Here is a 20,110-nt window from a genome sequence, read left to right as displayed (position 1 = left end):
ACCATGTCTACCACCCAGCCCTCCGCGACCGGCGCCGCGCCCAAGAAGACTCCGGCGAAGCTCGTCTTCGCCGCACCGAGGCGCGGTAAGCCGCCGAGGCATCTCGCCGACCTCACCACGGCCGAGCGTCGCGAGGCGGTCGCCGCGCTGGGGGAGAAGCCGTTCCGCGCCGACCAGCTGTCGCGCCACTACTTCGCGCGTCTGACCGACGACCCCTCCAAGATGACGGACCTGCCGGCCGCCGTCAGGGATCGCCTCGTGTCCGAGCTACTGCCTTCGCTGCTGACCCCGGTACGCGAGATGGACTGCGACGGCGGAACGACTCTCAAGACCGTCTGGAGAGCCTTCGACGGCGTCCTGTTCGAATCGGTTCTGATGCGATACCCGGACCGGGCGACGATGTGCGTCTCCTCCCAGGCGGGCTGCGGGATGAACTGCCCCTTCTGTGCGACCGGTCAGGCCGGGCTCACCCGCAACCTTTCTACGGCCGAGATAGTCGAGCAGGTCGCCGCGGGCGCCCGCACACTCGCCCGGGGGCGCGTCCCAGGGGGCCCGGGACGCGTCTCCAACATCGTCTTCATGGGCATGGGCGAGCCCTTGGCCAACTACAAGGCCGTGCTAGGCGCGGTCAGGCGCATCACCGATCCGGCACCCGCCGGGCTGGGCATCTCCCAGCGCTCGGTCACGGTCTCCACGGTGGGGCTCGTCCCGGCCATCGAGAAGCTCGCCGCCGAGGACATGTCGGTCAGGCTGGCGGTGTCCCTGCACGCGCCCGACGACGAGTTGCGCGACGACCTCGTGCCCATCAACAACCGGTGGAAGGTCTCCGAGGTTCTGGACGCCGCCTGGGCCTACGCCGACCGCAGCGGGCGCCGCGTCTCGATCGAGTACGCCCTCATCAAGGACGTCAACGACCAGGCCTGGCGGGCTGATCTTCTCGGAAGGCTCTTGCGCGGGCATCTCGTACACGTCAATCTGATCCCGTTGAACCCGACGCCGGGTTCCAAGTGGACCGCCTCCCGGCCCGAGGACGAGCGCGAGTTCGTCCGGCGGCTGGAGGCCCACGGGGTCCCGGTCACGGTGCGCGACACTCGGGGCAGGGAGATCGACGGGGCCTGCGGGCAACTGGCCGCGGCGACCAAGGACTGAGCGCGCCGCGGGCGCGTCCCTGGCGCCCCGCGGAGCGCGGGGACACGGCTGAGGAGCGCTGTGCCGGTGAAGACGGGTGCACGGCTGCCGGTGGTCCTGCGGGGCTATGACCGGGGCCAGGTCGACGCCCTGCTCACGCGGATCTCGCAGGCGCTGGACGGCGGACCGCCGGTGTCCGCGGACGAGGTGCGCCGGACCCGCTTCACCACCGTCCTCCGCGGCTACGACCACCGCGCGGTGGACGAGTTGCTCCGCGAGTGCATCAGGGAGCTCCAGGCCCGGGCGCCGATCGGGGAGCGTCCCCGCCGCACCCGTGCCCAGCCGGCCTGGCTGATCAACTGGATCCAGAACGCGCGGTTCTCCGGCGCCGGCCTGCGCCCCGGCTACGACGTGCGGGACGTGGACGCCTTTCTCGAGCGCGTGATCGCCGGCCTGCGCGGCATCGCCCCGCCCGTGACCGCCCGGGACGTGCGGGAGAGCGCGTTCCGCACCGTCCGGTTCGGACCGGGTTACGACGAGCAGGAGGTCGACCGCTTCCTGCTGCAACTCGCGGCAGCCCTCGAACGCTGACGAGGTTATCCACAATTTCGCGGGATGCTGCGCGCTGTGTGAGAGCCGCGCCACGCTACGTGCATGGATCCCTTCGTTCCACAGTACCGACGGCTCCGGGCCCTCTTCGACTCCTTCCTCGCGCCGGAGATCACGGCCATCCTGCTGCCTCTGATCAAGCCCGGGCTGCGCCTTTCCGCCCGCGGTGAGGTACCCGTCCACCTCGGAGGCACTCCGCAACTGCCGCCGGACGAGCCGTGGCCGACGTGGAACGGCCGCCCGCTCGACTTCTTGGGAGCCATCGACTTCGCAGGCTTCGCGGGCCTGCCAAGGGTTTCGGGCCTGCCGGCCTGCCGCGCCGCGTTCTACTACGCGACCGAGATCCCCCGTCCGTGGGGCGACGAACCCGGCCAACGCGACGGCTGGCGCGTCTTCACCGGTGCCCTCCGCCCCGCGACCCCGCCGCCGGGCACCCTTTCCTGCCCGCAGACCACACTGGGCGCTGCTCCGTTCCTCTCCCTGCCCTCTCCCCAGGAGGCCGTCGTCCAGCGCCTGGAGATGGTTTACGACGGCGTCGTGCCCGTGTACGAGCAACTCCACGCCGCGTGGACACGCCACACCTGCCCGGACGAGGCACCCGCCCACCAACTCGGCGGCTGGCCGACCCTCGTCCAGCGTCCTCTGGGCCCCGACTGCCTGTACGCCTCAACCGGACGCACCCTGAACTCCCTCAACCCTCCGGCCCTCACGCCGGACGAGCAGCGCGCGGTCGAGGAGTGGCACCTCCTCCTCCAACTCGACTCCGACGACCGCCTTGGCTGGTACTGGGGCGACCCGGGCCGCATCTACTTCTGCAACCGCCGCGACACCCCTTTGGAGCAAACATGGCTAACTGTCCAGGCCGCGTAATCCACCCTGGGAGATTTCCCGGACGAACGCCCGCTGCTTCGGACCGGGCTGTGCCGAGGCGCGCCCACTGGAACACAGGATGCGACGGGCGGCGGACGGCCCCGTGGCTTTCGCAAGCACGCGGCGGCGAGACGTCTGTAGGTAGTGACGGCCGCGAACGAGTGGCGGCGAGAACCGTCAGCGCACGGTGGTGGCAATCCGCATTTTTCCGAAACGCTCTGACGCATTCGAGGTCGAGCAGAAGCCGTCGCTTACCTCCGCCAGGGGGACCACGACCACGAGATGAGCCGCATCCCTGCGGAACTCGGCGCCGTGGTGAGGTGCGGCGGGCGCGGCGTCGTGATGACCCCCCGGGCCGCAGGAGCTTCGCCCTGTTCGTGCACAGCGCGGGCGACCCCACCGGCAAAAGCCGCATCGGTGGGCGCAGTCGCGGGGTCAGCTGGTGCTCGATAAGGCCCCCCGCGACACCGTCTGCGCAGGAGGTGGGCGCGAGGTGGTCAGGGGGCGCGGCGGGTGGTGAGGAGGTAGGCGGTGCCTACGACGGTGGACCAGATGAGGAGCTGGAGGGCGGTGGTGGGGAAGTGCGAGACGAAGACGTTCGGGCCGTCGTGAGCTGCGCGCATCCATCCGATCATCGGGATGGAAAGCCAGGAGAGCCGTCCCATGCTCAGAAGCAGGAGCGCGGTCGCGCCGCCGAGGAGCGCCAGCAGCGAGATACCGGGATCGGGGATGAGGGCGCGGCTCGTCCATGCCCCGAGCAGCGTGCCCGGGATGGCGACGAGGAGGTTCAACGCACAGCCTGTCAAGATCGCCCCTCCAGGCGAGCCCACCTGGAGGGCCTGCACGAGGGGGACGGCCAGTGCCGCGACGCCGAGCGAGAGGTTCACCCCGTACGCGGCGAGCAGGCCCGACCACGTGGGTGCGGACGGACGGCGGGCCGCGGTCGCGGTCAGAGAGCGCTGCTCGTCGGGCTGCGTGTCGAGGAGGGCGCGGGCCGCCCACGCCCACACGGGGAACATGAACGCCGCCACGTCCGCGAACGTCCGTACTGCGAGTTCGCCGGCGTGAGGGCCGCTCGGGCCCTGCGCGAGCACCAGCGCCACGACCAGCGCCACGACGATCAGCGGCTGCAGAACGCGCATCGAGCGGAGATATCCCGCCACGTGGAAGCGGACGAGTGCGATCACTCTTCGCGCCTCCGCACCCGGTAGCCGTCGGCCCTCAGCTTCGTCTCCACGGTGTCGGCCTCGTCCTCGGGCACCTCGACCTCCAGGACGGTCCGAGCACCGGCGGCCGCGGAGGCCAGTGGGGTCACGGAACCTTCGGCGACGTGCAGGCGGTCGACGCCGTGCATCGTCTCGATGCAGCGCTGGTGGTCGCTGACGACGACCGTGGAGCCGCGCGAGGCGAACTCCGAGATCAGCCCGGGGAGCGACTCGCGGGTGGCGGCGTCCAAGCCGGCGAAGGGCTCGTCCAGGATCAGCAGTTCCGGGTCCGCCATGAGCGCCTGCGCGAGCCCGATCTTCTGAGCGCTGCCTTTCGACAGTTCGGACAGCCGCACATCGAGGAGGTGGTCGAAGCTCAGTCGCTCTGCCCAGACGTCGCCGATGCCCGCGGGAGCGCGCCGTATGGCCGCCATGTGGCCCAGGTAGGACCGGACGCTGAACGGCTGGTCGACCGGGAACCGCTCCGGCGCGTACCCCACTCGTGCGGGACGGTCTTCGACGACGCCCGCGCATGGCCTGCGCAGGCCGGCCATCACGCGGAGCAGCGTGGACTTCCCCGCGCCGTTATGCCCGGTCACCTCGGTCACGCTCCCTTCCGGAAGCGACAACGTGACGTCCTGGAACACCCAGGGGTCCCGACGCCGATAACGAAAGGCGACACGCTCCAGCCGCATGGCACCCAAACCGTAGAGACCCCCGCGTAAGGACGGCGTTAGCCCACCCCGCCCCCGGAGTCCGAGCCTTCGCACGAGGACTGCAGGGTCGGCGATTGGGCCGAGGTAGTGGCCGGTCGAGCGGCCACGCAGGCGATCGGCAGCACGCTGTCGCTGACGGCGCTGACTTCCAGGGGAGCGCCAGCGCCATGAACGCACTGCGGCCCGCGCCGTCCGCTCCCTTCGCCGGGCACCGCACCGTCACCGCGATCGCCGCCGCAGCCAGTGGCGCCAAGCGGCACCACGCATGCCCCGGCCTACCTCGGAGGCCACCCTTCGACAGGACGACCACGGCCAGCCCCAAGCCGCGTGCTGGTCAGTGGCGACCGGCTACCCGCCGAGCGAGGGCGGCCCTGAGCGTGCGGACCCGTGGTGGCCTTTGCGGGGTGTGTGGGTGTGGGTGTGGGGCGGGGGCGCGGGCGGGGTGGCTTGGTGGCGCGGTTGGTGGGGGCCAGTGGCCGTGGGAGTGGGCGGGGGTTAGGTGGGGGTGGTCAAGGCTTTGGAGAGGCGGGTCGCGTAGGCGGCGGCTTCGGAGTCGGAGGCGTACTTCTGGCGGGGCCAGAAGAAGCCGCGGAGGCCGTCCTTGGGGTTGCGTGGAACCACGTGTACATGCAGGTGGGGGACGCTCTGGCTGATCCGGTTGTTCATGGCGACGAACGAGCCGGCCGCTTCGAGGACGGATTCCATCGCCTCCGCAAGGCGCTGGGCTTGCGCGAAGAACGGCCCGAGGAGGTCCCCGGGCAGATCCGTGAGCGTCTCGTAGTGCGTCCGGGGGACCAGCAGCGTGTGCCCCTTGAACAGCGGCCGGGTGTCGAGGAACGCCATCGCGTCCGGCACGTCCAGCACGACGTGCGCGGGCCTCTCTCCCTTGATGATTTCGCAGAACAGACACGCCTTGCTCACAGCCTCACCCATCCCTCTATCCTCCAGCCCCACCCGCAGGCAACCGCAAGTCGGTCGAACGTTACCGACAGCCGCCGGGGAGGCGGCGTTGATCACCTTCTCGGCCACGGGCGGACGGCCCCGGCTTGCGGTCGATCGCTCTAGGAACGAACCGCGCTCAAGTACGTCCACCTGGAGGTGATGAGCCTGGACCCCGCAGCCGGAGGCAGCGGTGGAAGGCGGGCGGAAGGCTGTTCCGGACATTTTCCTGAGGCCGTGTGGCCGTTGTCCGCGACTGGGCCCTGCGTGATCGGGGCATGTCGGTTCGGCGTGTGTCGGTCGTGGGCCGCGAGCAGGGTGAATGAGGTTGGCGCCAGCCCTTTCTTGATCGGATTGGGGGCGGTTGTGCGGAGACCGGGGTGTCTCCCTAAGCGGACGTGTCCGCCGCCAGGAGGGCCAGGGTCGTGTCCAGGGGCTGGGCGTCTCGGGGGTGGGGAGTGGACGGGCTCCACCAGCGGATCGCGGCTATTTCGGGGGTGGGCGTGAAGGTGGTGTGGCGGGTCGGGGCTTTGGCTGTGCAGAGGGCCGCGTATTCGTCGCGGGGTGGTGATGCCAGGTGGAAGCGGGCGTAGCCGGCGAGTGTGAGGGCGGGGAGGTGCAGGCCGGTCTCCTCCTGGAGTTCGCGGACGGCCGCTTGCAGGGGTGACTCGGCCGCTTCGATCCGGCCGCCGGGAAGTTCCCACTGGCGGCGGTGGCGGTCGTAGACCAGCAGGAGATGGTGGTCGTGCCACACCGCCGCCAAGGCTGCGGGCATGGGGGCGTCACTGGGAACGGCGCGGTCGGCCGGGAGGAAGGCCGTGAGCGCATTGCCCCGGTGGTCCTTCGCCAAGGGATTCCGCATGGGCGTCAGGACAGGGCCAGCAGGAGGGCCGTGTAGGGAGGGATCGGGTCGGGGGCGGGTTCCGCCGCCTCCTGGGCGGCGGCGTGTTGGTAGAGGTCGCGTTCGGCGCGGTCCAGGGCGGCTGACAGGACGAAGTCGGTGACCGACCAGCCGATCAGCTCGGCTGCCGCGCGGATCACGAGGAACTGCTCCGCGGTGGTCCGAAAAGTGATGTGATCGTCGGCGGGATCGGCCGGAAGGTCCTGGCGAACCGACTCGGGCATGGCCGGTCTCCTTCCTTGCGGCCTTTCAAAGTACGCCGCGAGGTGGAGCCAGGGCATCCCCTCTGAGAACGAGAATCGACGGGTGTCCGCTGGAGTCAGCGGGTCCCCCAGGAGTAGGTCTGTTTGCGAAGTTTGAGGTACACGAAGCTCTCGGTGGAGACGACGCCCGCCACGGCGCGGATACGGCCGAGAAGTTCCAGAAGACGTTCGTCGTCCTCGCAGACGAGCTCCAGGAGGATGTCGAACGAGCCCGCGGTGATCACGACGTAGTCGATCTCGTCCAGGGCCGCGAGCTCGTCGGCGATCCTCTCCAGGTCGCCTTCGCACCTGACACCGATCATCATTTGGCGGTGGAAGCCGAGCATGAGCGGGTCGGTGACGCCGACGATCTGCATGACGCCGGTGTCCAGGAGCTTCTGCACGCGCTGGCGCACGGCCGCCTCGGAGAGGCCCACGGCCTTGCCGATGGCGGCGTAGGAGCGGCGGCCGTCCTGCTGGAGCTGCTCGATGATCTGCTTGGCGGTCTCGTCGAGCTGGACGCGGGGTGCCCGTTCCATCCGGTTCTCCTAGCTGCGGCATCGAGGGTGTGAGGCCTCTGGGCCAAGTGAATCAGTCGTGAAATTCGATCGTAACAACGGAATCACTTGTGTTGGGCTGACACCTCTGTAAGGGTCGGGCCAACAGGACACAACGGGCGACGGCGCCCAGGAGGGACCTGAGGATGAGCGGCGAGCGGCTGCGCAACTTTATCGGCGGAGAGTACGTCGACGCCAAGGAGGGGCGGACGCTGGAGGTGGTCGACCCCAGCACCGGCGAGACGTACGCGGAGGCGCCCGTGTCCGGCGCCGAGGACGTCGACGCCGCGTTCCGCGCGGCGTCCGACGCGTTCCCCGCCTGGCGCGACGCCACGCCGGGGGAGCGGAGCCTGGCGATGCTGCGCTTCGCTGACGCGGTCGAGAAGCGGGCGGATGACCTCGTCCGGGCGGAGAGCCGGGACACCGGCAAGCCGGTCCAGATGACCCTGGACGAGGAGGTGCCGCCGATGGTGGACAACCTCCGGTTCTTCGCCGGGGCGTCCCGGGTGCTGGAGGGCAAGGCGTCCGCCGAGTACATGGCCGACCACACCTCCTCGATCCGGCGGGAGCCGATCGGGGTGTGCGCCCAGGTGACGCCCTGGAACTACCCGATGATGATGGCGGTCTGGAAGATCGGGCCGGCGCTGGCGGCGGGCAACACCGTGGTGCTCAAGCCGTCCGAGACGACGCCGGCGAGCACGCTGATGCTGGCGGAGATCGCGGCCGAGTTCCTGCCCCCGGGCGTCTTCAACGTGGTCTGCGGCGACCGCGGCACCGGGCGTTCGCTGGTGGAGCACCCCACGCCGCAGATGGTGTCGATCACCGGGAGCGTGCGGGCCGGCATGGAGGTCGCCGCGGCGGCGGCCAAGGACCTCAAGCGGGTGCACCTGGAGCTCGGCGGCAAGGCGCCGGTGGTGGTGTTCGACGACGCCGACGTCGAGGCGGCGGCGACGGGCATCGCCGAAGCCGGGTACTTCAACGCGGGCCAGGACTGCACGGCCGCCACCCGCGTGCTGGTCGCCGACCGGCTGCACGGGGAGTTCACCGAGGCGCTCACCGAGGCCGCCAAGGGGACGGTCGTCGGGCCTCCCAGTGACGCCGACGCCTTCTACGGGCCGGTGAACAGCGCGAGCCAGCTGGAGCGCGTCCAGGGCTTCATCGAGCGGGCGCCCAGCCACGCGAAGGTCCTCACCGGCGGCGAGCGCGTGGGGGACCGCGGCTACTTCTTCGCGCCGACCGTCGTGGGCGGCCTCAGGCAGGACGACGAGATGGTGCAGAAGGAGATCTTCGGTCCGGTCATCACCGTCCAGAGCTTCTCGGACGAGGCCCAGGCCGTGGAATGGGCCAACGGCGTCAAGTACGGCCTCGCCGCCAGCGTGTGGACGCAGAACCACGGTCGCGCCATGCGCATGAGCAAGGCCCTGGAGTTCGGTGCCGTGTGGGTCAACACCCACATCCCGCTGGTGTCGGAGATGCCGCACGGCGGCTTCAAGCACTCCGGCTACGGCAAGGACATGTCGATGTACGGAATCGAGGACTACACCCGCGTCAAGCACGTCATGCACTACATCGGCGGCTGAGCCCGCCGACCGGAGCCCGTGAAGGAAGTCCCGCCCATGACCGAGACCCACCCCGCCGCGGCGCGCGACGATCCGGCCCGCGCGGTCCCCGCGATCGAGCTCGCGGGAGTCGAGAAGGACTACCACTCCTACGGCGAGACCGTGGCGGCGGTCCGCGGCGTCGACCTGTCGATCGCGGAAGGGGAGTTCTTCTCCCTGCTCGGCCCGTCCGGATGCGGCAAGACGACGACCATGCGCATGATCGCCGGCTTCGAGGAGCCGACGGCGGGGCGGGTCCGGCTGCGTGGGCAGGACGTCACGGACGTGCCCCCCAACAGGCGCGACGTGAACATGGTGTTCCAGTCGTACGCGCTCTTCCCCCACATGAGCGTCTTCGAGAACGTCGCGTTCGGCCTGCGCCGGCGCGGCGTTCCGAAGGCGCACCTCACGCGCCGGGTGGGGGAGATGCTGGAGATCGTCGATCTGGCGGGACGGGAGAAACGCCGTCCCGCCGAGCTGTCCGGCGGCCAGCAGCAGCGGGTCGCGCTGGCCCGGGCGCTGGTCAACGAGCCGCGGGCGCTGCTGCTGGACGAGCCGCTCGGCGCCCTCGACCTGAAGCTGCGCCAGGCGATGCAGGTCGAGTTGAAGCGGATCCAGCGGGGGGTCGGCGTCACGTTCGTGTACGTGACGCACGACCAGGGCGAGGCGCTGACGATGTCGGACCGCATCGCCGTCATGAACGACGGGGTGATCGAGCAGCTCGGCACGCCGCGGGAGATCTACGAGCATCCCGCGACGCGGTTCGTGGCCGGGTTCATCGGGACGTCCAACCTGCTGGACGGGGAGGTCACCGGGAGGGGGCCGGGCAGCGCGGTGCTCTCCCACGGCCCGGACGGGCGGATCGAGGTCCCGCTGCGACGTGGCCGGGAGGCCGTCGAGGGGGAGCGGGTGGAGCTGACCGTCCGCCCCGAGAAGATCGGCATCGGGCCGGACAAGCCGGGGGACGGGCAGTGCGCCGTCCGGGGGACCGTGACCGAGGTCGTGTACCTCGGGACGTCGACGAACTACAACATCACCACGTCCGCCGGCGCCGACGTCGTCGTGTTCCTGCAGAACGCGACGTCCGCCGACGACATCGCCAGGCGCGGCGACAGCGTCTGGTTGTCGTGGGATCCCCGCCACTCGTACGCCATAGGAGCCCCGCAGTGAGCCAGTTCGACCCCGCGTTCCTCCGCGGACTCACAAGGCCGCGCCTGCCGCGTTCCAGCGCGGGCGGCCCGGCCCGCCGCGACGTTCTGAGGCTGATGGGCGCGGCGGGCGCCGGGATCGCCCTGTCGGCGTGCGGGGTGAAGGGGCAGGGCGGCAAGGAGAAGGTCAGCCGGAGCGACGTCGAGAAGTACTGGGCGGGCAAGGCCGGGAACGGTCGGCTCAACTGGGCGAACTGGCCGGGCTACATGCAGGACGACCGGGAGACCATCAAGGCGTTCGAGAAGGAGACGGGCGTCAAGGTGACCTACAAGGAGGTCATCCAGGAGATGGGCCCGTGGTTCGGCAAGATCCAGGCGCCGCTGGCCGCCGGCCAGTCCATCGGCTTCGACCTGATGGTGATGACGAACGGGATCCAGCTGGAGCAGTGCCGCCAGCTCGGCTACCTGGCGCCGCTCGACCAGTCGAAGCTGCCGAACTTCCAGGCGAACGCGGGCCCGTCGTTCAGGAACCCGTCCTACGACCCGGGCAACGTCTTCACGGTCCCGTACGAGTCGGGGGTCACCGGAATCGCGTACAACACCAAGTACGTGAAGGAGGAGATCACCAGCATCGCCCAGCTGTTCGACCCGAAGTACAAGGGCAAGGTCGGCATGATGGGTGACTCGCAGGAACTCGGGAATTTCGGGATGTTCCTGCTCGGCATCGACCCGGAGAAGTCGACGAAGGCGGACTGGGAGAAGGCCGCCGCCAAGCTGCGCGAGCAGCGCGACAAGGGCATCGTCCGCAAGTACTACACCCAGGACTACGTCGACGCCGTCAGCAAGGGCGACGTGTGGATCACCATGGCGTGGTCGGGGGACGTGTACAGCCTGACCAGCCCGGACGTGAAGTTCGTGGTGCCCGGGGAGGGCGGCACGATCTGGACCGACAACCTGTGCGTCCCCAGGACCGCCGAGAACCCGGTGGACGCGCTGACCCTCATGAACTGGCTCTACGTGCCGGAGAACAACGCGCCGCTGACCGAGTTCATCAACTACATGCCGCCGATCCCGGCCACCCAGAAGCTCCTGGCGCAGAAGGCCGAGCAGGCCGGCGGCGCGGACAAGAAGGACCTCACCCGGCTCAGCACCAGCCCGCTGGTCTTCCCGTCGCAGGCCGACCTGGCCCGGCTGCGGTACTACCGGCGGCTCACGCAGGCCGAGGAGACCGAGTACCAGAAGATCTTCGAGCCGATCTCCAAGGGGTCGTGATGGCGGGGGTGCGGGGGCGGCTCGCGCCGTACCTCATGATCCTGCCGGGCGGGCTCTGGCTGGCGGCGTTCTTCCTCGTCCCGCTGGTGCTGATGGTGTCCCTGTCGCTGCAGACCGGGAACCTCATCGACGGCTTCCAGCAGACGCTGCACTGGCAGAACTACACCGACGGGCTCGACACCTACGGCGACAAGTTCGTCCGGTCGCTCTGGTACGGGCTGGTCGCGACGATCGCGTGCATCGTGCTCGCCTACCCGGCCGCGTACTGGATCGCGTTCCGTGGCGGGCGCGCCAAGTCGACGTACCTGTTCCTGCTGCTGCTCCCGTACTTCGTCTCGTTCATCCTGCGGACGGTGTCGTGGAAGCTCGTCCTCACCGACAACGGGCCGATCCTCGGGCCCCTGCGCGACCACGGTGTCCTGCCGGAGGGTTTCCACATCCTCGACACCGGCGTCGCGGTGGTGTCGGGGCTCGCCTACAACTTCCTGCCGTTCATGGTCCTGCCGATCTACGTGGCACTCGAACGCATCGACCCGCGCGTGGTCGAGGCGGCCTACGACCTGTACGCGAGCCGCGCGCAGGCGTTCCTGCGGGTCATCCTGCCGCTGTCGCTGCCCGGCGTGTTCGCCGGCGTGATCATGACGTTCGTGCCGGTGTCGTCGGACTACGTCAACGCCGAGGTGCTCGGCGGCCCGCAGAACACCATGATCGGCAACATCATCCAGACCGAGTACTTCAACAACAGCGCCTACCCGACGGCGTCCGCGCTGTCGTTCGCGCTGATGGCGATCCTGCTCGTCGGCATCTTCGCCTACGCCCGCACGCTCGGCACGCAGGACGTCCTGGAGGCGGCGGGACGATGACGGCGCACACCAAGGCTCCGGTGACGCTCACCAAGACCCCGCAGCGGAGGCGGGCGCCCCGCGGACGCCGGATCTCCGGCCTGCACTTCTACACCCTCGTGCTGATCGCATGGCTGATCCTGCCGATCGCGATCATGATCCTCTTCGGGTTCAACGACACCCGCGGCAAGCAGAACTTCCAGTGGCAGGGCTTCACGCTCAAGTGGTACGCGCACCTGTTCGACAAGAGCGACCTCACCGCGGCCGTCGTCAACTCGCTGACGATCGCGCTGCTCAGCACGCTGATCACCACCGTCATCGGGACGTTCGCGGGCCTCGCGCTCGGCCGGTACCGGTTCCGCGGCAAGGGCTCGACGAACCTCGTGCTGTTCATGGCGATCTCCTGCCCGGAGATCGTGATGGGCGCGTCGCTGCTGTCGATGTTCGTCACGTTCAACCTGCCGCGCGGCTACCTGACGATCCTCCTCGCGCACGTGATGTTCTCGATCGCGTTCGTGGCCGTGACGGTCCGGGCCCGCGTCGTCGGGCTCGACCCCGCGGTGGAGGAGGCGGCGCAGGACCTCGGCGCCGGCCCGTGGACGCGGTTCCGCCTGGTCACCCTGCCGATGATCATGCCAGGGGTGCAGGCGGGGGCGCTGCTGGCGTTCGTGCTGTCCATCGACGACTTCGTCATCACCAACTTCACCGGCGGCGCCACCGTCACGTTCCCGCTGTGGATCTACGGCTCCACCAGGACGGGGACGCCGCCGCAGGTCAACGTGATGGGGACGCTCATCTTCGCGGTCGGCGTGCTGATCGCGGTGGTGTCGGCGCGGCGCAGCGCCCGCGCGCGGCCATGAGCGCGGCCGAGTCGCTCGCCGGCGCCGCCCCCGAGCCGTTCTGGCTCCAGGACCCGGCCCGCCCCGGCGCGGGCCCGGCGCTTCCCGGCGCGCTCACGTGCGACCTCGCCGTCGTCGGCGGCGGGTACAGCGGTCTGTGGACGGCGCTGCTCGCCAAGGAGCGCGACCCGTCCCTGGACGTGGTCGTGCTGGAGGCCGGCCGGATCGGCGCCGCCGCGTCCGGGCGCAACGGCGGGTTCTGCGCCGCCAGCCTCACCCACGGCCTGGAGAACGGCCTCGGACGCTGGCCGGACGACGCCCACACGCTCGAACGCCTCGGCTGGGACAATTTGCGCGCCATCGCGGAGACCCTGACCCGCCATGGCATCGACGCCGAATGGGAGCCGACCGGGGAGATGAGCGTCGCCACCGAGGAATGGCAGGTGCCCGCGCTCCAGGAGGCGGCGGAGAAGGCCTACGAGCACGGCTGGGAACCGATCATGCTCGGCCCGGAGGCGGTCCGCGCCGAGGTCGACTCGCCCACCTATCTCGCGGGCCTGTGGGACCGCGACGCCGTCGCCATGGTGCACCCGGCCAAGCTCGCCTGGGGCCTGGCGGACGCGTGCCGCGCCCTCGGCGTCCGCGTCTTCGAGAACACCCGCGTCACGGCGCTGCGCCCCGACGCACGCCGGCTCCGGCTGACGGCCGCCGCGCCCCCGCGGCGAGGCGACCGGGCACCCCGCCCGCTCGGGGCGGTCACCGCCCGGAGCGTCGCTCTGGGGACCGGCGCCTTCCCACCGATCCTGCGGCGCCTGCGCCACTACGTCGTCCCGGTGTACGACTACGCCCTCGTCACCGAGCCCCTCACCCCCGCGCAGCGCGCGGCCATCGGCTGGCGGCACCGGCAAGGGCTCGGCGACAGCGCCAACCAGTTCCACTACTACCGGCTCACCGCCGACGACCGGATCCTGTGGGGCGGCTACGACGCCGTCTACCACTTCGGCAACGGAATGCGTCCCGGCCTGGAACGGCGTCCCTCCACGTACGCGACCCTGGCCCGGCACTTCTTCGCGACGTTCCCGCAACTGGAGGGCGTGCGCTTCACCAACGCCTGGGGCGGCGTCATCGACACGTGCAGTCGCTTCTGCGCCTTCTACGGGACGGCCTACGACGGCAGGCTCGCGTACGCGGCGGGTTACACCGGCCTCGGGGTCGGCGCCACCCGCTTCGGAGCGGACGTCATGCTCGACCTCCTGCGCGTCGGACTCGCGCCCGGGGAGGAGACCGAGCGGACACGGCTGGCGATGGTGCGCTCCAGGCCCGTCCCGTTCCCGCCCGAGCCGCTGCGCTACGGCGTCATCGAGCTGACCCGGCGCGAGATCGCCCGCGCCGACCGCAACGCGGGACGCCGCGGCCTCTGGCTTCGCACCCTCGACCGCATGGGCCTCGGCTTCGACTCCTGACCCCGGGAGGGAGGGGGATCAGTCCGGGGACTCCTCCACCGTGCCGAAGATGACCGACGAGACCTCCAGGTACAGCTGCTCCGGGTACGGCATGAAACCGACGTTGCGGAGCGCCTGCTTCTGGCCCGCGGACTCCATCACGAACTCGCCGTAGCCGAAGATCCGCCCGAGCACCGAGCGGTTCAGCGCGATGTCGGTGACCTTGGCGAGCGGCATCATCGCGACGTTGCGGTTGAGGACGCCGTTGACGACCATCACCCGGTGCTCGGTGACCAGGAAGAAGTCCACCGACCAGGCGATCACCTTCCAGGCCAGGTAGCAGACGGCGATCAGCCACAGCAACCAGATCCAGATCTGCCCGCTGACCGCGCTCGCCGCGCCGCACGCGATGAGCCCGGCCACGACGACCGCCACCGGCAGCAGCAGGACGGCGGGATGCCGCCGCACCGCGATGACACGGCCTTCGTAGGACATCAGATACTTGTCGACGGTCCGCGACGAGGTGTCGCGGTGCACCATCATGTCCTGCAGATTCACGGCGGCGTCCTCGTCATGATCCGGGTGGGTCAACCGTAGCCGACGCGGCACCGGCGGTGCAGCGGCCCGCACGGTAAGGGCCCCGGCTCCGCGCGGGGCCTTGTCGGACGCGGATCCGTTCGCCGATCATGGTCTTCATGGACGGCGACGCCGAGAATCCGCGGGAGCCCGGCAAGCCGCGCGGCGAGTTCGCGCCCGATGTGACCGGGCGTCCCATCTGGCGGCTGCTGCTGAGGGGCCTCGGCGTGTACCTGCCCGGCTGGGAGATGCCCGCGGGCGCGCTGCGCGTCCGGGACGGGGCGCCGCCGGCGGGTTTCGGCCCGCCCGCCTACCTGAACGGCGACGCCGGCTTCGGCGTCCAGGTCCCCGACCGCCGCCGGGGCCTGGAGCCGGACCGCGAGATCTACGTGCGCGGCCGGGAGGACCCGAGCTTCGGGATCGTCGTCGCGGGCCCGTCGGCGGCGATCGGCAGCCGCGTCGTGGACGCCGCGGTGCTGATGCGGTTCGCGCGGAGGCTGACGTTCGAGGAGCTCGTCGACACCGGCGACGCCGACTCCGTTCCGTACGCGGTGCGCGGGGCGCGGGCGGTGGAGAACGCGGTGTTCCTCGACCGCGCCGCCGGGATCGGACTCTGCGTCGAGGCCGACCCGCGGACCGGCGCGCTGCGCTGCCCCCTGTACGTGCGCATCGGCGGCCCCGCGGAACGTTCCGTGCGGGCCTACGGGGCGGTGGCCCAGCCGGTGAGGTCCCACAGCTGATGGGACGGCAGCCGCCGCAGCCGGACGCTCGCGTCGGCCGGGTCCCAGAACACCTCGTCGCTCTCCAGCTCCAGCGACTGCGCGGCCGTCAGCACCGCGCACAGCAGCTCGTCGCGCGTCCGGACGGCCATGAGCGGGCCGATCTGCGCGACGGCGCCCGAGCACTCCGCCAGCGTCCGCAGGAGCGACTTGAGGGCCGCCTCGTCCTCGGGCCCGCGTGCGGGCTCCACCCCCGCGGGGACGCCCGGTTCCACCCGCGCGAGGCCCCGCTTGGCCTCGCCGCCGGACACGCCGTTGCCGGGCCGGGCGCCGGCGCCGGCGGAGATGAGCAGGGCGCTGAACACGCCCGCCAGGTCCTCGCTGGCGTGCCCGCCGAGGAAGTAGCGGCGGCGCTCCGGTGAGCCGGGCGTGCCGTTCGGGCCCTCGGCCGTGCGGAACCGCACGGCCAGCCGGCTGGCGCGCACGCACCGCTCGTACATGTCGCTGAGGATGTCCTCGAGCTGCTCGTCGCGCGTCCACAGCCGCCCCGTCGCGGTGACGGCGTCGCCGTGGGCGCGGGGCCGTCCGGTGAGCGCCGCCGTGACGGTGTCGTCGAGCTCGCCCTCGGTGAACTGCAGCAGCTCGGCGACGACGTCCTCGACGTCCTCCAGGGTGCGGGTGAGGGCGCGCTGAAGCTCCAGGATCTCCTCGCCGCCGCGCTCCAGGTCCGCGAGCCGGCCGAGCGCCGCGTCGACCTTGCCGTCGACGGCCTCGCCGCCCGCCCCGGTGGCGGCCCGCACCGACGTCTCGACCTCGCCGAGCTTGCGGCGCAGCGCGGCGAGGGTGATGCGCTGCTGCTCCAGTTCGTGCAGCCTGCCCGCCTGGGTCCGCAGGTAGTCGTCCGCCTGGTGGACGAGGCCAGCGAGCTCCTCCACCTGCCCGGTGTTCTGCCGGAGCCGGGTGTCGAGCGCGGGCAGCACGTCCTGCTTGACCCGCGACAGCTCCGCGGTGAGCTGCTCGCCGACGGTGACCAGCACGTTGTTCTGCTTGGTGACCTGGTCGTTCAACGCGTCGATCCGGCGGGTGAAGGCATGGGCCTGGTCCCGGCTCTGCTTGCCCGCGTACAGTTCGAGCGCCCCCACCACGACGCACATCACCACCAGGATGACCGTCGTCATTGCACTCCTCGGGCGTGACGGTGATTACCGGAACGGGTTTTGATCGCGACCATAACTTACGATCACGCGCGCCGACCGGAACTTACGTAACCGACTGATCTCAGTGACCGGCCGGTCTCACCTGTCCTTCCGGTGCCATTCCGTAACGCCTTCCGTGCGCTCGGTGACGAATTCTCAAACGCAGCCCTCGAATTGCGGGACGGTGGTGGTGACCCGAAGTCCGGCGGGGCGGAACCACTTGTCCAGCAGCCGCGCCGCGGTGCCGTCCTGGTACATCCGCGTGATGGCCTTGTTGACCGCATCGCAGCCGTCGACGTCGCCCTTCCTGATTCCGACGCCGTAGGGCTCGTCGGTGAACGGGGCGTTGACGAGCGTGAGACCGCCCCCGGACGCCTTCGCCGCGAGGCCCGCGAGGATCAGGTCGTCGGTCGAGACCGCGTCGAGCCGCCCCCCGGTGAGCTCGGTGAGGCAGCCGGCGTACCCGCTCGCCTCGACCGGCAGCACGGCGACGCCCTGCTCGTCGTGGACGCGCGGGAACGACACCGACCCGGGCACGCGGCAGAGGCGCCGCCCTTTCAGGTCGTCGATGTCCCGGATGGCGCGGGCTTCGGACCTGCGGACGAGGATGTCCTGGTGGGCCACATAGTAGGGACCCGCGAACGACACCTTCACCTTGCGTTCCGGCGTGATGGAATAGCTGGCCACCACGAGGTCGACGTCGCCGTCCTGGAGCATTTTCTCCCGGGTCGCCGACGTCACGCGCCTGAATGTCACGTCACCGGGACGCACGCCCATCCGCCGGGCGACCTCTTTCGCGATGTCGACGTCGAATCCGGTGAACGAGCCGTCGGCCCGGCTTTCGCCGAGTCCCGGCTGGTCGCCGTTGACGCCGATGACGAGGGCGTCCTTTCCGGCGACGGTGTCCTCGCCGGCGGCGGCGATCCCGCACGCCGTTCCCGCGCCGAGGACGGCCGCCGCCGCGAGGACCGCCGCCGCGAGGCGCCGCGCCCTCACTTCGACCACCGGTACTCGGCCAGGCGGGGGCGCACGCCGACCAGGACGAGCGCGGCGATGACGACGCCCGCCGCGGGCAGCACGGCGTACCAGCCGCTCGTCCCGCCGTCCCCGTCCTTCACTGCCTCGTCGAACGCCTTCTGGTGGATGGCGACCAGCGCCTGCAGTGAGCGGTCGTACCGGGTGAAGTCGGCGGCGGCGGCGCCGCGGGCGGCGACCGCCTCGTCGCGCCGCCCCCGGTCGACGAGGTCGCGCATCCGGCGGTCGTTGGCCTGGACCTTCCGGTAGTCGGCGAGCACCCTGTTCATGACGTTCGTGAGCTGCGCCTTCTGCCGGGCCGACTGGACCGGCCGGTCGGCCTCGGTGCCGAGGAAACCGAGGAACTTCACGCGGCCGGGCTCGAAGGTGAGGTCCTTCTGGACGGCCGCGTTGTACTGGGTCAGGTTGCCGGCCTTCAGGTACAGGACGGTCTGGGACTTGCTCAGGTAGACCTGCTCGTAGGCGTCGGCCCGCCCGGGGTCGAGCAGGAACCGCGTCTCGTCGGCGTTCGCGCTGTTGCTGATGGCGCGCGTCCGCGAGAGCCCCAGGATCGAGTCGAAACCCTCCTCCTTGGCCTGGCGCAGGTGGTTCGCCTGGCCGGTGAGCATGAGGGACCCGACCGCGACCAGGGCGAGCGTGCTGAGAGTCGCCAGCGCGAGCGGCACGTTCAGCAGCCGCCGGAACCGCCGGGCCAGGAAGAGCTGGAACGCGAGGAGCACGGCCAGGAGCGCCACGCCCCCGGTGAGGACGCCCGTGCGGCCCATGAGGACCGCCGAGCGCTTGTCCTCGTAGGTGTGCCGGACGAGGGTGCCGTTGTCGAGCGTCAGGTTGTAGGCCTTCGGCAGCAGGTCCAGCTTCATCAGGTCGGTCGCCTGCCGGTAGAGGTCGACGACCTTCTGCGCCGGCGGCCCGGACGCGTGCGGGGACTGCCGGTCCAGCAGCAGGGCCTGCCCGGCGAGGCGCTCGTAGCGCGCCAGCGCGTCCAGCAGGTCCCGGGCCGTGTTGTTCTCGGTCGTCTCGTCGGCGAGCTTCGCCGCCTTCAGCAGCGCGTCGCCGGCCTTGCGCCGGTTCTGGTCGTAGCGGGCGAGCGCCTGCTCGCGCCCGCCGCCCGCCGCGTCCCCGATCAGCAGCGCGTCGGCGAGCTGCGCGTCCATGTCGGAGAGCTGGAAGTACAGGTCGCCGGTGGCGACGACCTGCGGGCCGGCGTCGTGCCCGATGACCCGCACCCCCTCGCGGGCGTTCCCGATCGCCGCCCAGGCGACGCCGAGCAGCGCCACCAGCAGTACGAGCGAGAGCACGGTCAGCGTCCTGACGCGTGCCGCGACGGTGCGGGGGAGCAGCCGCGCGGGACCGGACGGCCTCGCGTCGCTCGGCAGGAGCCGCGCGTCGCTCCCGCCGCGGGCGGGCGGCGGAGCCTGCGCGGCGGGGGCCGGGCGGCCCGCCGGCGGGGACTGCTGGACGGCGGTCATGTCGCCTCGCCTCGGGTGAGCGTGATGGTGGTCCAGGCGCCCACGTGGATCCGGTCGCCGTCGGAGACCGGGACCTCCACGTTGTACGGGATGGGGTCGGTGGAGCCGTTCACGCAGGTGCGGTTGGTCGAGCCGGGGTCGACCAGCGTCCAGGTGCCGTCGGCCTTCGCCAGCAGCACCGCGTGGACGTGGGAGACGCCGGGGTCCTCGGGCGGCTCGCGCAGGTCGATCTCGGGCGGGGACGGCTGCGAGGAGCTGCGCCGCCCGATGCGGACCTGCCGCCCGGCGAGCGGGACGCGCCGCTCGGGCGCGTACGGGGGGAACGCCAGCGACGCCGAGTCGGGTCCCTCTTCGGCGACGACCGTGTTGTAGTACTCGCGGTCGGCGCGCACGACCGCCGTCCACGCCGCCCCGGGCACCGGCGGCGCCGGAACGGGCGGGGCCGGGACGGGGGGCGCGGGCACGGGCGGGGCCGGGACCGGGGGCGCCGGGACCGGGGGCGCCGGCACGGGCGGCGCGGGCGGGCGCCGCGGCCCGGACGGGACGGACGCCGCGGGCTCCGGCGCGACCGCGGGCGCCGGCGACGGCGTGGGCCTGCCGCCTCCGATGGCGAAGTCGTAGCCGCACGCCTCGCAGAAGCGGTCGGTGCTGGGCGTCCCGCAGTCGGGGCACGGAGACCCGCCCGGCGACGGCCGCGGGCCGGACGCGCCGGGGGCCGCGCCGGAAGTGGCGCCCTCGATGCGCTCGCCGCAGACGTCGCAGTAGTCCTGCGCCTGCGAGGTGTGTCCGCTAGGGCAACTCGCCATG

General features: G+C 71.1%; 21 protein-coding genes. 10 read left to right on the top strand and 11 right to left on the bottom strand.

Going from position 1 to position 20,110, the window contains the following annotated elements; translation table 11 throughout:
• Positions 1 to 3 precede the first annotated feature (3 nt).
• From rlmN to CHC11_RS17835, 3 genes are all read left to right on the top strand, one after another.
• Entirely contained in the window at positions 4 to 1,149 is a 1,146-nt protein-coding gene (gene rlmN, locus CHC11_RS17845; protein ID WP_089312859.1) for a dual-specificity RNA methyltransferase RlmN, read from the top strand.
• Positions 1,150 to 1,215: 66 nt separating this feature from the next.
• Complete coding sequence (locus CHC11_RS17840; protein ID WP_143227160.1) at positions 1,216 to 1,719, top strand: DivIVA domain-containing protein; 504 nt, start codon at positions 1,216 to 1,218, stop codon at positions 1,717 to 1,719.
• Between the two features lie 63 nt (positions 1,720 to 1,782).
• A complete protein-coding gene (locus tag CHC11_RS17835) occupies positions 1,783 to 2,607 on the top strand; it encodes a DUF1963 domain-containing protein (protein ID WP_089312857.1) in 825 nt (274 codons plus the stop codon).
• Between the two features lie 497 nt (positions 2,608 to 3,104).
• Here CHC11_RS17835 and CHC11_RS17830 read toward each other — a convergent pair whose 3' ends face one another.
• From CHC11_RS17830 to CHC11_RS17805, 6 genes are all read right to left on the bottom strand, one after another.
• Positions 3,105 to 3,794, bottom strand: coding sequence for a hypothetical protein (locus CHC11_RS17830; protein WP_089312856.1), 690 nt, complete (start codon positions 3,792 to 3,794; stop codon positions 3,105 to 3,107).
• Positions 3,791 to 4,507: an ABC transporter ATP-binding protein gene (locus CHC11_RS17825; protein WP_089312855.1), complete on the bottom strand. Its 717-nt coding sequence runs from the start codon at positions 4,505 to 4,507 to the stop codon at positions 3,791 to 3,793. The genes CHC11_RS17830 and CHC11_RS17825 overlap by 4 nt, the downstream gene beginning before the upstream one ends.
• Positions 4,508 to 5,023: 516 nt before the next feature.
• Positions 5,024 to 5,461 (bottom strand): HIT family protein, encoded by a 438-nt coding sequence (locus tag CHC11_RS17820; RefSeq protein ID WP_089312854.1) that lies wholly within the window; start codon positions 5,459 to 5,461, stop codon positions 5,024 to 5,026.
• Between the two features lie 394 nt (positions 5,462 to 5,855).
• Entirely contained in the window at positions 5,856 to 6,242 is a 387-nt protein-coding gene (locus tag CHC11_RS17815) for an NUDIX hydrolase (protein WP_245919362.1), read from the bottom strand.
• Positions 6,243 to 6,334: 92 nt separating this feature from the next.
• A complete protein-coding gene (locus CHC11_RS17810) occupies positions 6,335 to 6,592 on the bottom strand; it encodes a type II toxin -antitoxin system TacA 1-like antitoxin (RefSeq protein ID WP_089312852.1) in 258 nt (85 codons plus the stop codon).
• A 95-nt stretch (positions 6,593 to 6,687) separates the two neighbouring features.
• The gene (locus tag CHC11_RS17805) at positions 6,688 to 7,149 is read right to left on the bottom strand and encodes an Lrp/AsnC family transcriptional regulator (protein WP_089312851.1); all 462 of its coding nucleotides are present in this window, start codon (positions 7,147 to 7,149) and stop codon (positions 6,688 to 6,690) included.
• Positions 7,150 to 7,313: 164 nt separating this feature from the next.
• Here CHC11_RS17805 and CHC11_RS17800 point away from each other — a divergent pair, with 164 nt between their 5' ends.
• Genes CHC11_RS17800 through CHC11_RS17780 form a run of 6 tightly spaced genes read left to right on the top strand, consistent with a single transcriptional unit; the run spans position 7,314 to position 14,329 of the window.
• Positions 7,314 to 8,747: a gamma-aminobutyraldehyde dehydrogenase gene (locus CHC11_RS17800; protein WP_089312850.1), complete on the top strand. Its 1,434-nt coding sequence runs from the start codon at positions 7,314 to 7,316 to the stop codon at positions 8,745 to 8,747.
• 36 nt (positions 8,748 to 8,783) lie between these two features.
• Positions 8,784 to 9,935 carry an ABC transporter ATP-binding protein gene (locus CHC11_RS42100; RefSeq protein WP_218826136.1) on the top strand — a complete coding sequence of 384 codons (1,152 nt, stop codon included), beginning with the start codon at positions 8,784 to 8,786 and terminating at the stop codon, positions 9,933 to 9,935.
• A complete protein-coding gene (locus CHC11_RS42095) occupies positions 9,932 to 11,185 on the top strand; it encodes a polyamine ABC transporter substrate-binding protein (protein ID WP_245919360.1) in 1,254 nt (417 codons plus the stop codon). Before CHC11_RS42100 ends, CHC11_RS42095 begins: the two co-directional genes overlap by 4 nt.
• Positions 11,185 to 12,048: an ABC transporter permease gene (locus CHC11_RS17790; RefSeq protein ID WP_089312849.1), complete on the top strand. Its 864-nt coding sequence runs from the start codon at positions 11,185 to 11,187 to the stop codon at positions 12,046 to 12,048. Before CHC11_RS42095 ends, CHC11_RS17790 begins: the two co-directional genes overlap by 1 nt.
• A complete protein-coding gene (locus tag CHC11_RS17785; protein WP_089312848.1) occupies positions 12,045 to 12,887 on the top strand; it encodes an ABC transporter permease in 843 nt (280 codons plus the stop codon). Before CHC11_RS17790 ends, CHC11_RS17785 begins: the two co-directional genes overlap by 4 nt.
• Positions 12,884 to 14,329: an NAD(P)/FAD-dependent oxidoreductase gene (locus CHC11_RS17780; protein ID WP_089312847.1), complete on the top strand. Its 1,446-nt coding sequence runs from the start codon at positions 12,884 to 12,886 to the stop codon at positions 14,327 to 14,329. Before CHC11_RS17785 ends, CHC11_RS17780 begins: the two co-directional genes overlap by 4 nt.
• A gap of 18 nt (positions 14,330 to 14,347) precedes the next feature.
• On the opposite strand, the gene CHC11_RS17775 is transcribed toward CHC11_RS17780, so the two are convergent.
• Positions 14,348 to 14,866, bottom strand: coding sequence for a PH domain-containing protein (locus CHC11_RS17775; RefSeq protein WP_342749993.1), 519 nt, complete (start codon positions 14,864 to 14,866; stop codon positions 14,348 to 14,350).
• A 137-nt stretch (positions 14,867 to 15,003) separates the two neighbouring features.
• Here CHC11_RS17775 and CHC11_RS17770 point away from each other — a divergent pair, with 137 nt between their 5' ends.
• Positions 15,004 to 15,624 (top strand): hypothetical protein, encoded by a 621-nt coding sequence (locus CHC11_RS17770; protein ID WP_089313040.1) that lies wholly within the window; start codon positions 15,004 to 15,006, stop codon positions 15,622 to 15,624.
• On the opposite strand, the gene CHC11_RS17765 is transcribed toward CHC11_RS17770, so the two are convergent.
• The 4 genes from CHC11_RS17765 to CHC11_RS17750 all read right to left on the bottom strand — a co-directional run bounded on the left by CHC11_RS17765 (position 15,585) and on the right by CHC11_RS17750 (position 20,109).
• Entirely contained in the window at positions 15,585 to 16,781 is a 1,197-nt protein-coding gene (locus tag CHC11_RS17765) for a hypothetical protein (RefSeq protein ID WP_089312846.1), read from the bottom strand. The genes CHC11_RS17770 and CHC11_RS17765 overlap by 40 nt on opposite strands.
• Positions 16,782 to 16,955: 174 nt before the next feature.
• The gene (locus tag CHC11_RS17760) at positions 16,956 to 17,804 is read right to left on the bottom strand and encodes a glutamate ABC transporter substrate-binding protein (RefSeq protein WP_245919358.1); all 849 of its coding nucleotides are present in this window, start codon (positions 17,802 to 17,804) and stop codon (positions 16,956 to 16,958) included.
• Complete coding sequence (locus CHC11_RS17755; RefSeq protein WP_245919356.1) at positions 17,792 to 19,303, bottom strand: hypothetical protein; 1,512 nt, start codon at positions 19,301 to 19,303, stop codon at positions 17,792 to 17,794. The genes CHC11_RS17760 and CHC11_RS17755 overlap by 13 nt, the downstream gene beginning before the upstream one ends.
• Positions 19,300 to 20,109: an FHA domain-containing protein gene (locus tag CHC11_RS17750; RefSeq protein ID WP_089312844.1), complete on the bottom strand. Its 810-nt coding sequence runs from the start codon at positions 20,107 to 20,109 to the stop codon at positions 19,300 to 19,302. The genes CHC11_RS17755 and CHC11_RS17750 overlap by 4 nt, the downstream gene beginning before the upstream one ends.
• Position 20,110: the final 1 nt, after the last annotated feature.

Origin of the sequence: Actinomadura mexicana (assembly GCF_900188105.1) — a bacterium.
Taxonomy (GTDB): domain Bacteria; phylum Actinomycetota; class Actinomycetes; order Streptosporangiales; family Streptosporangiaceae; genus Spirillospora; species Spirillospora mexicana.
The sequence above is the reverse complement of the archived record's forward strand: the minus strand, read 5'-3'. Positions and strand labels throughout refer to the sequence as shown.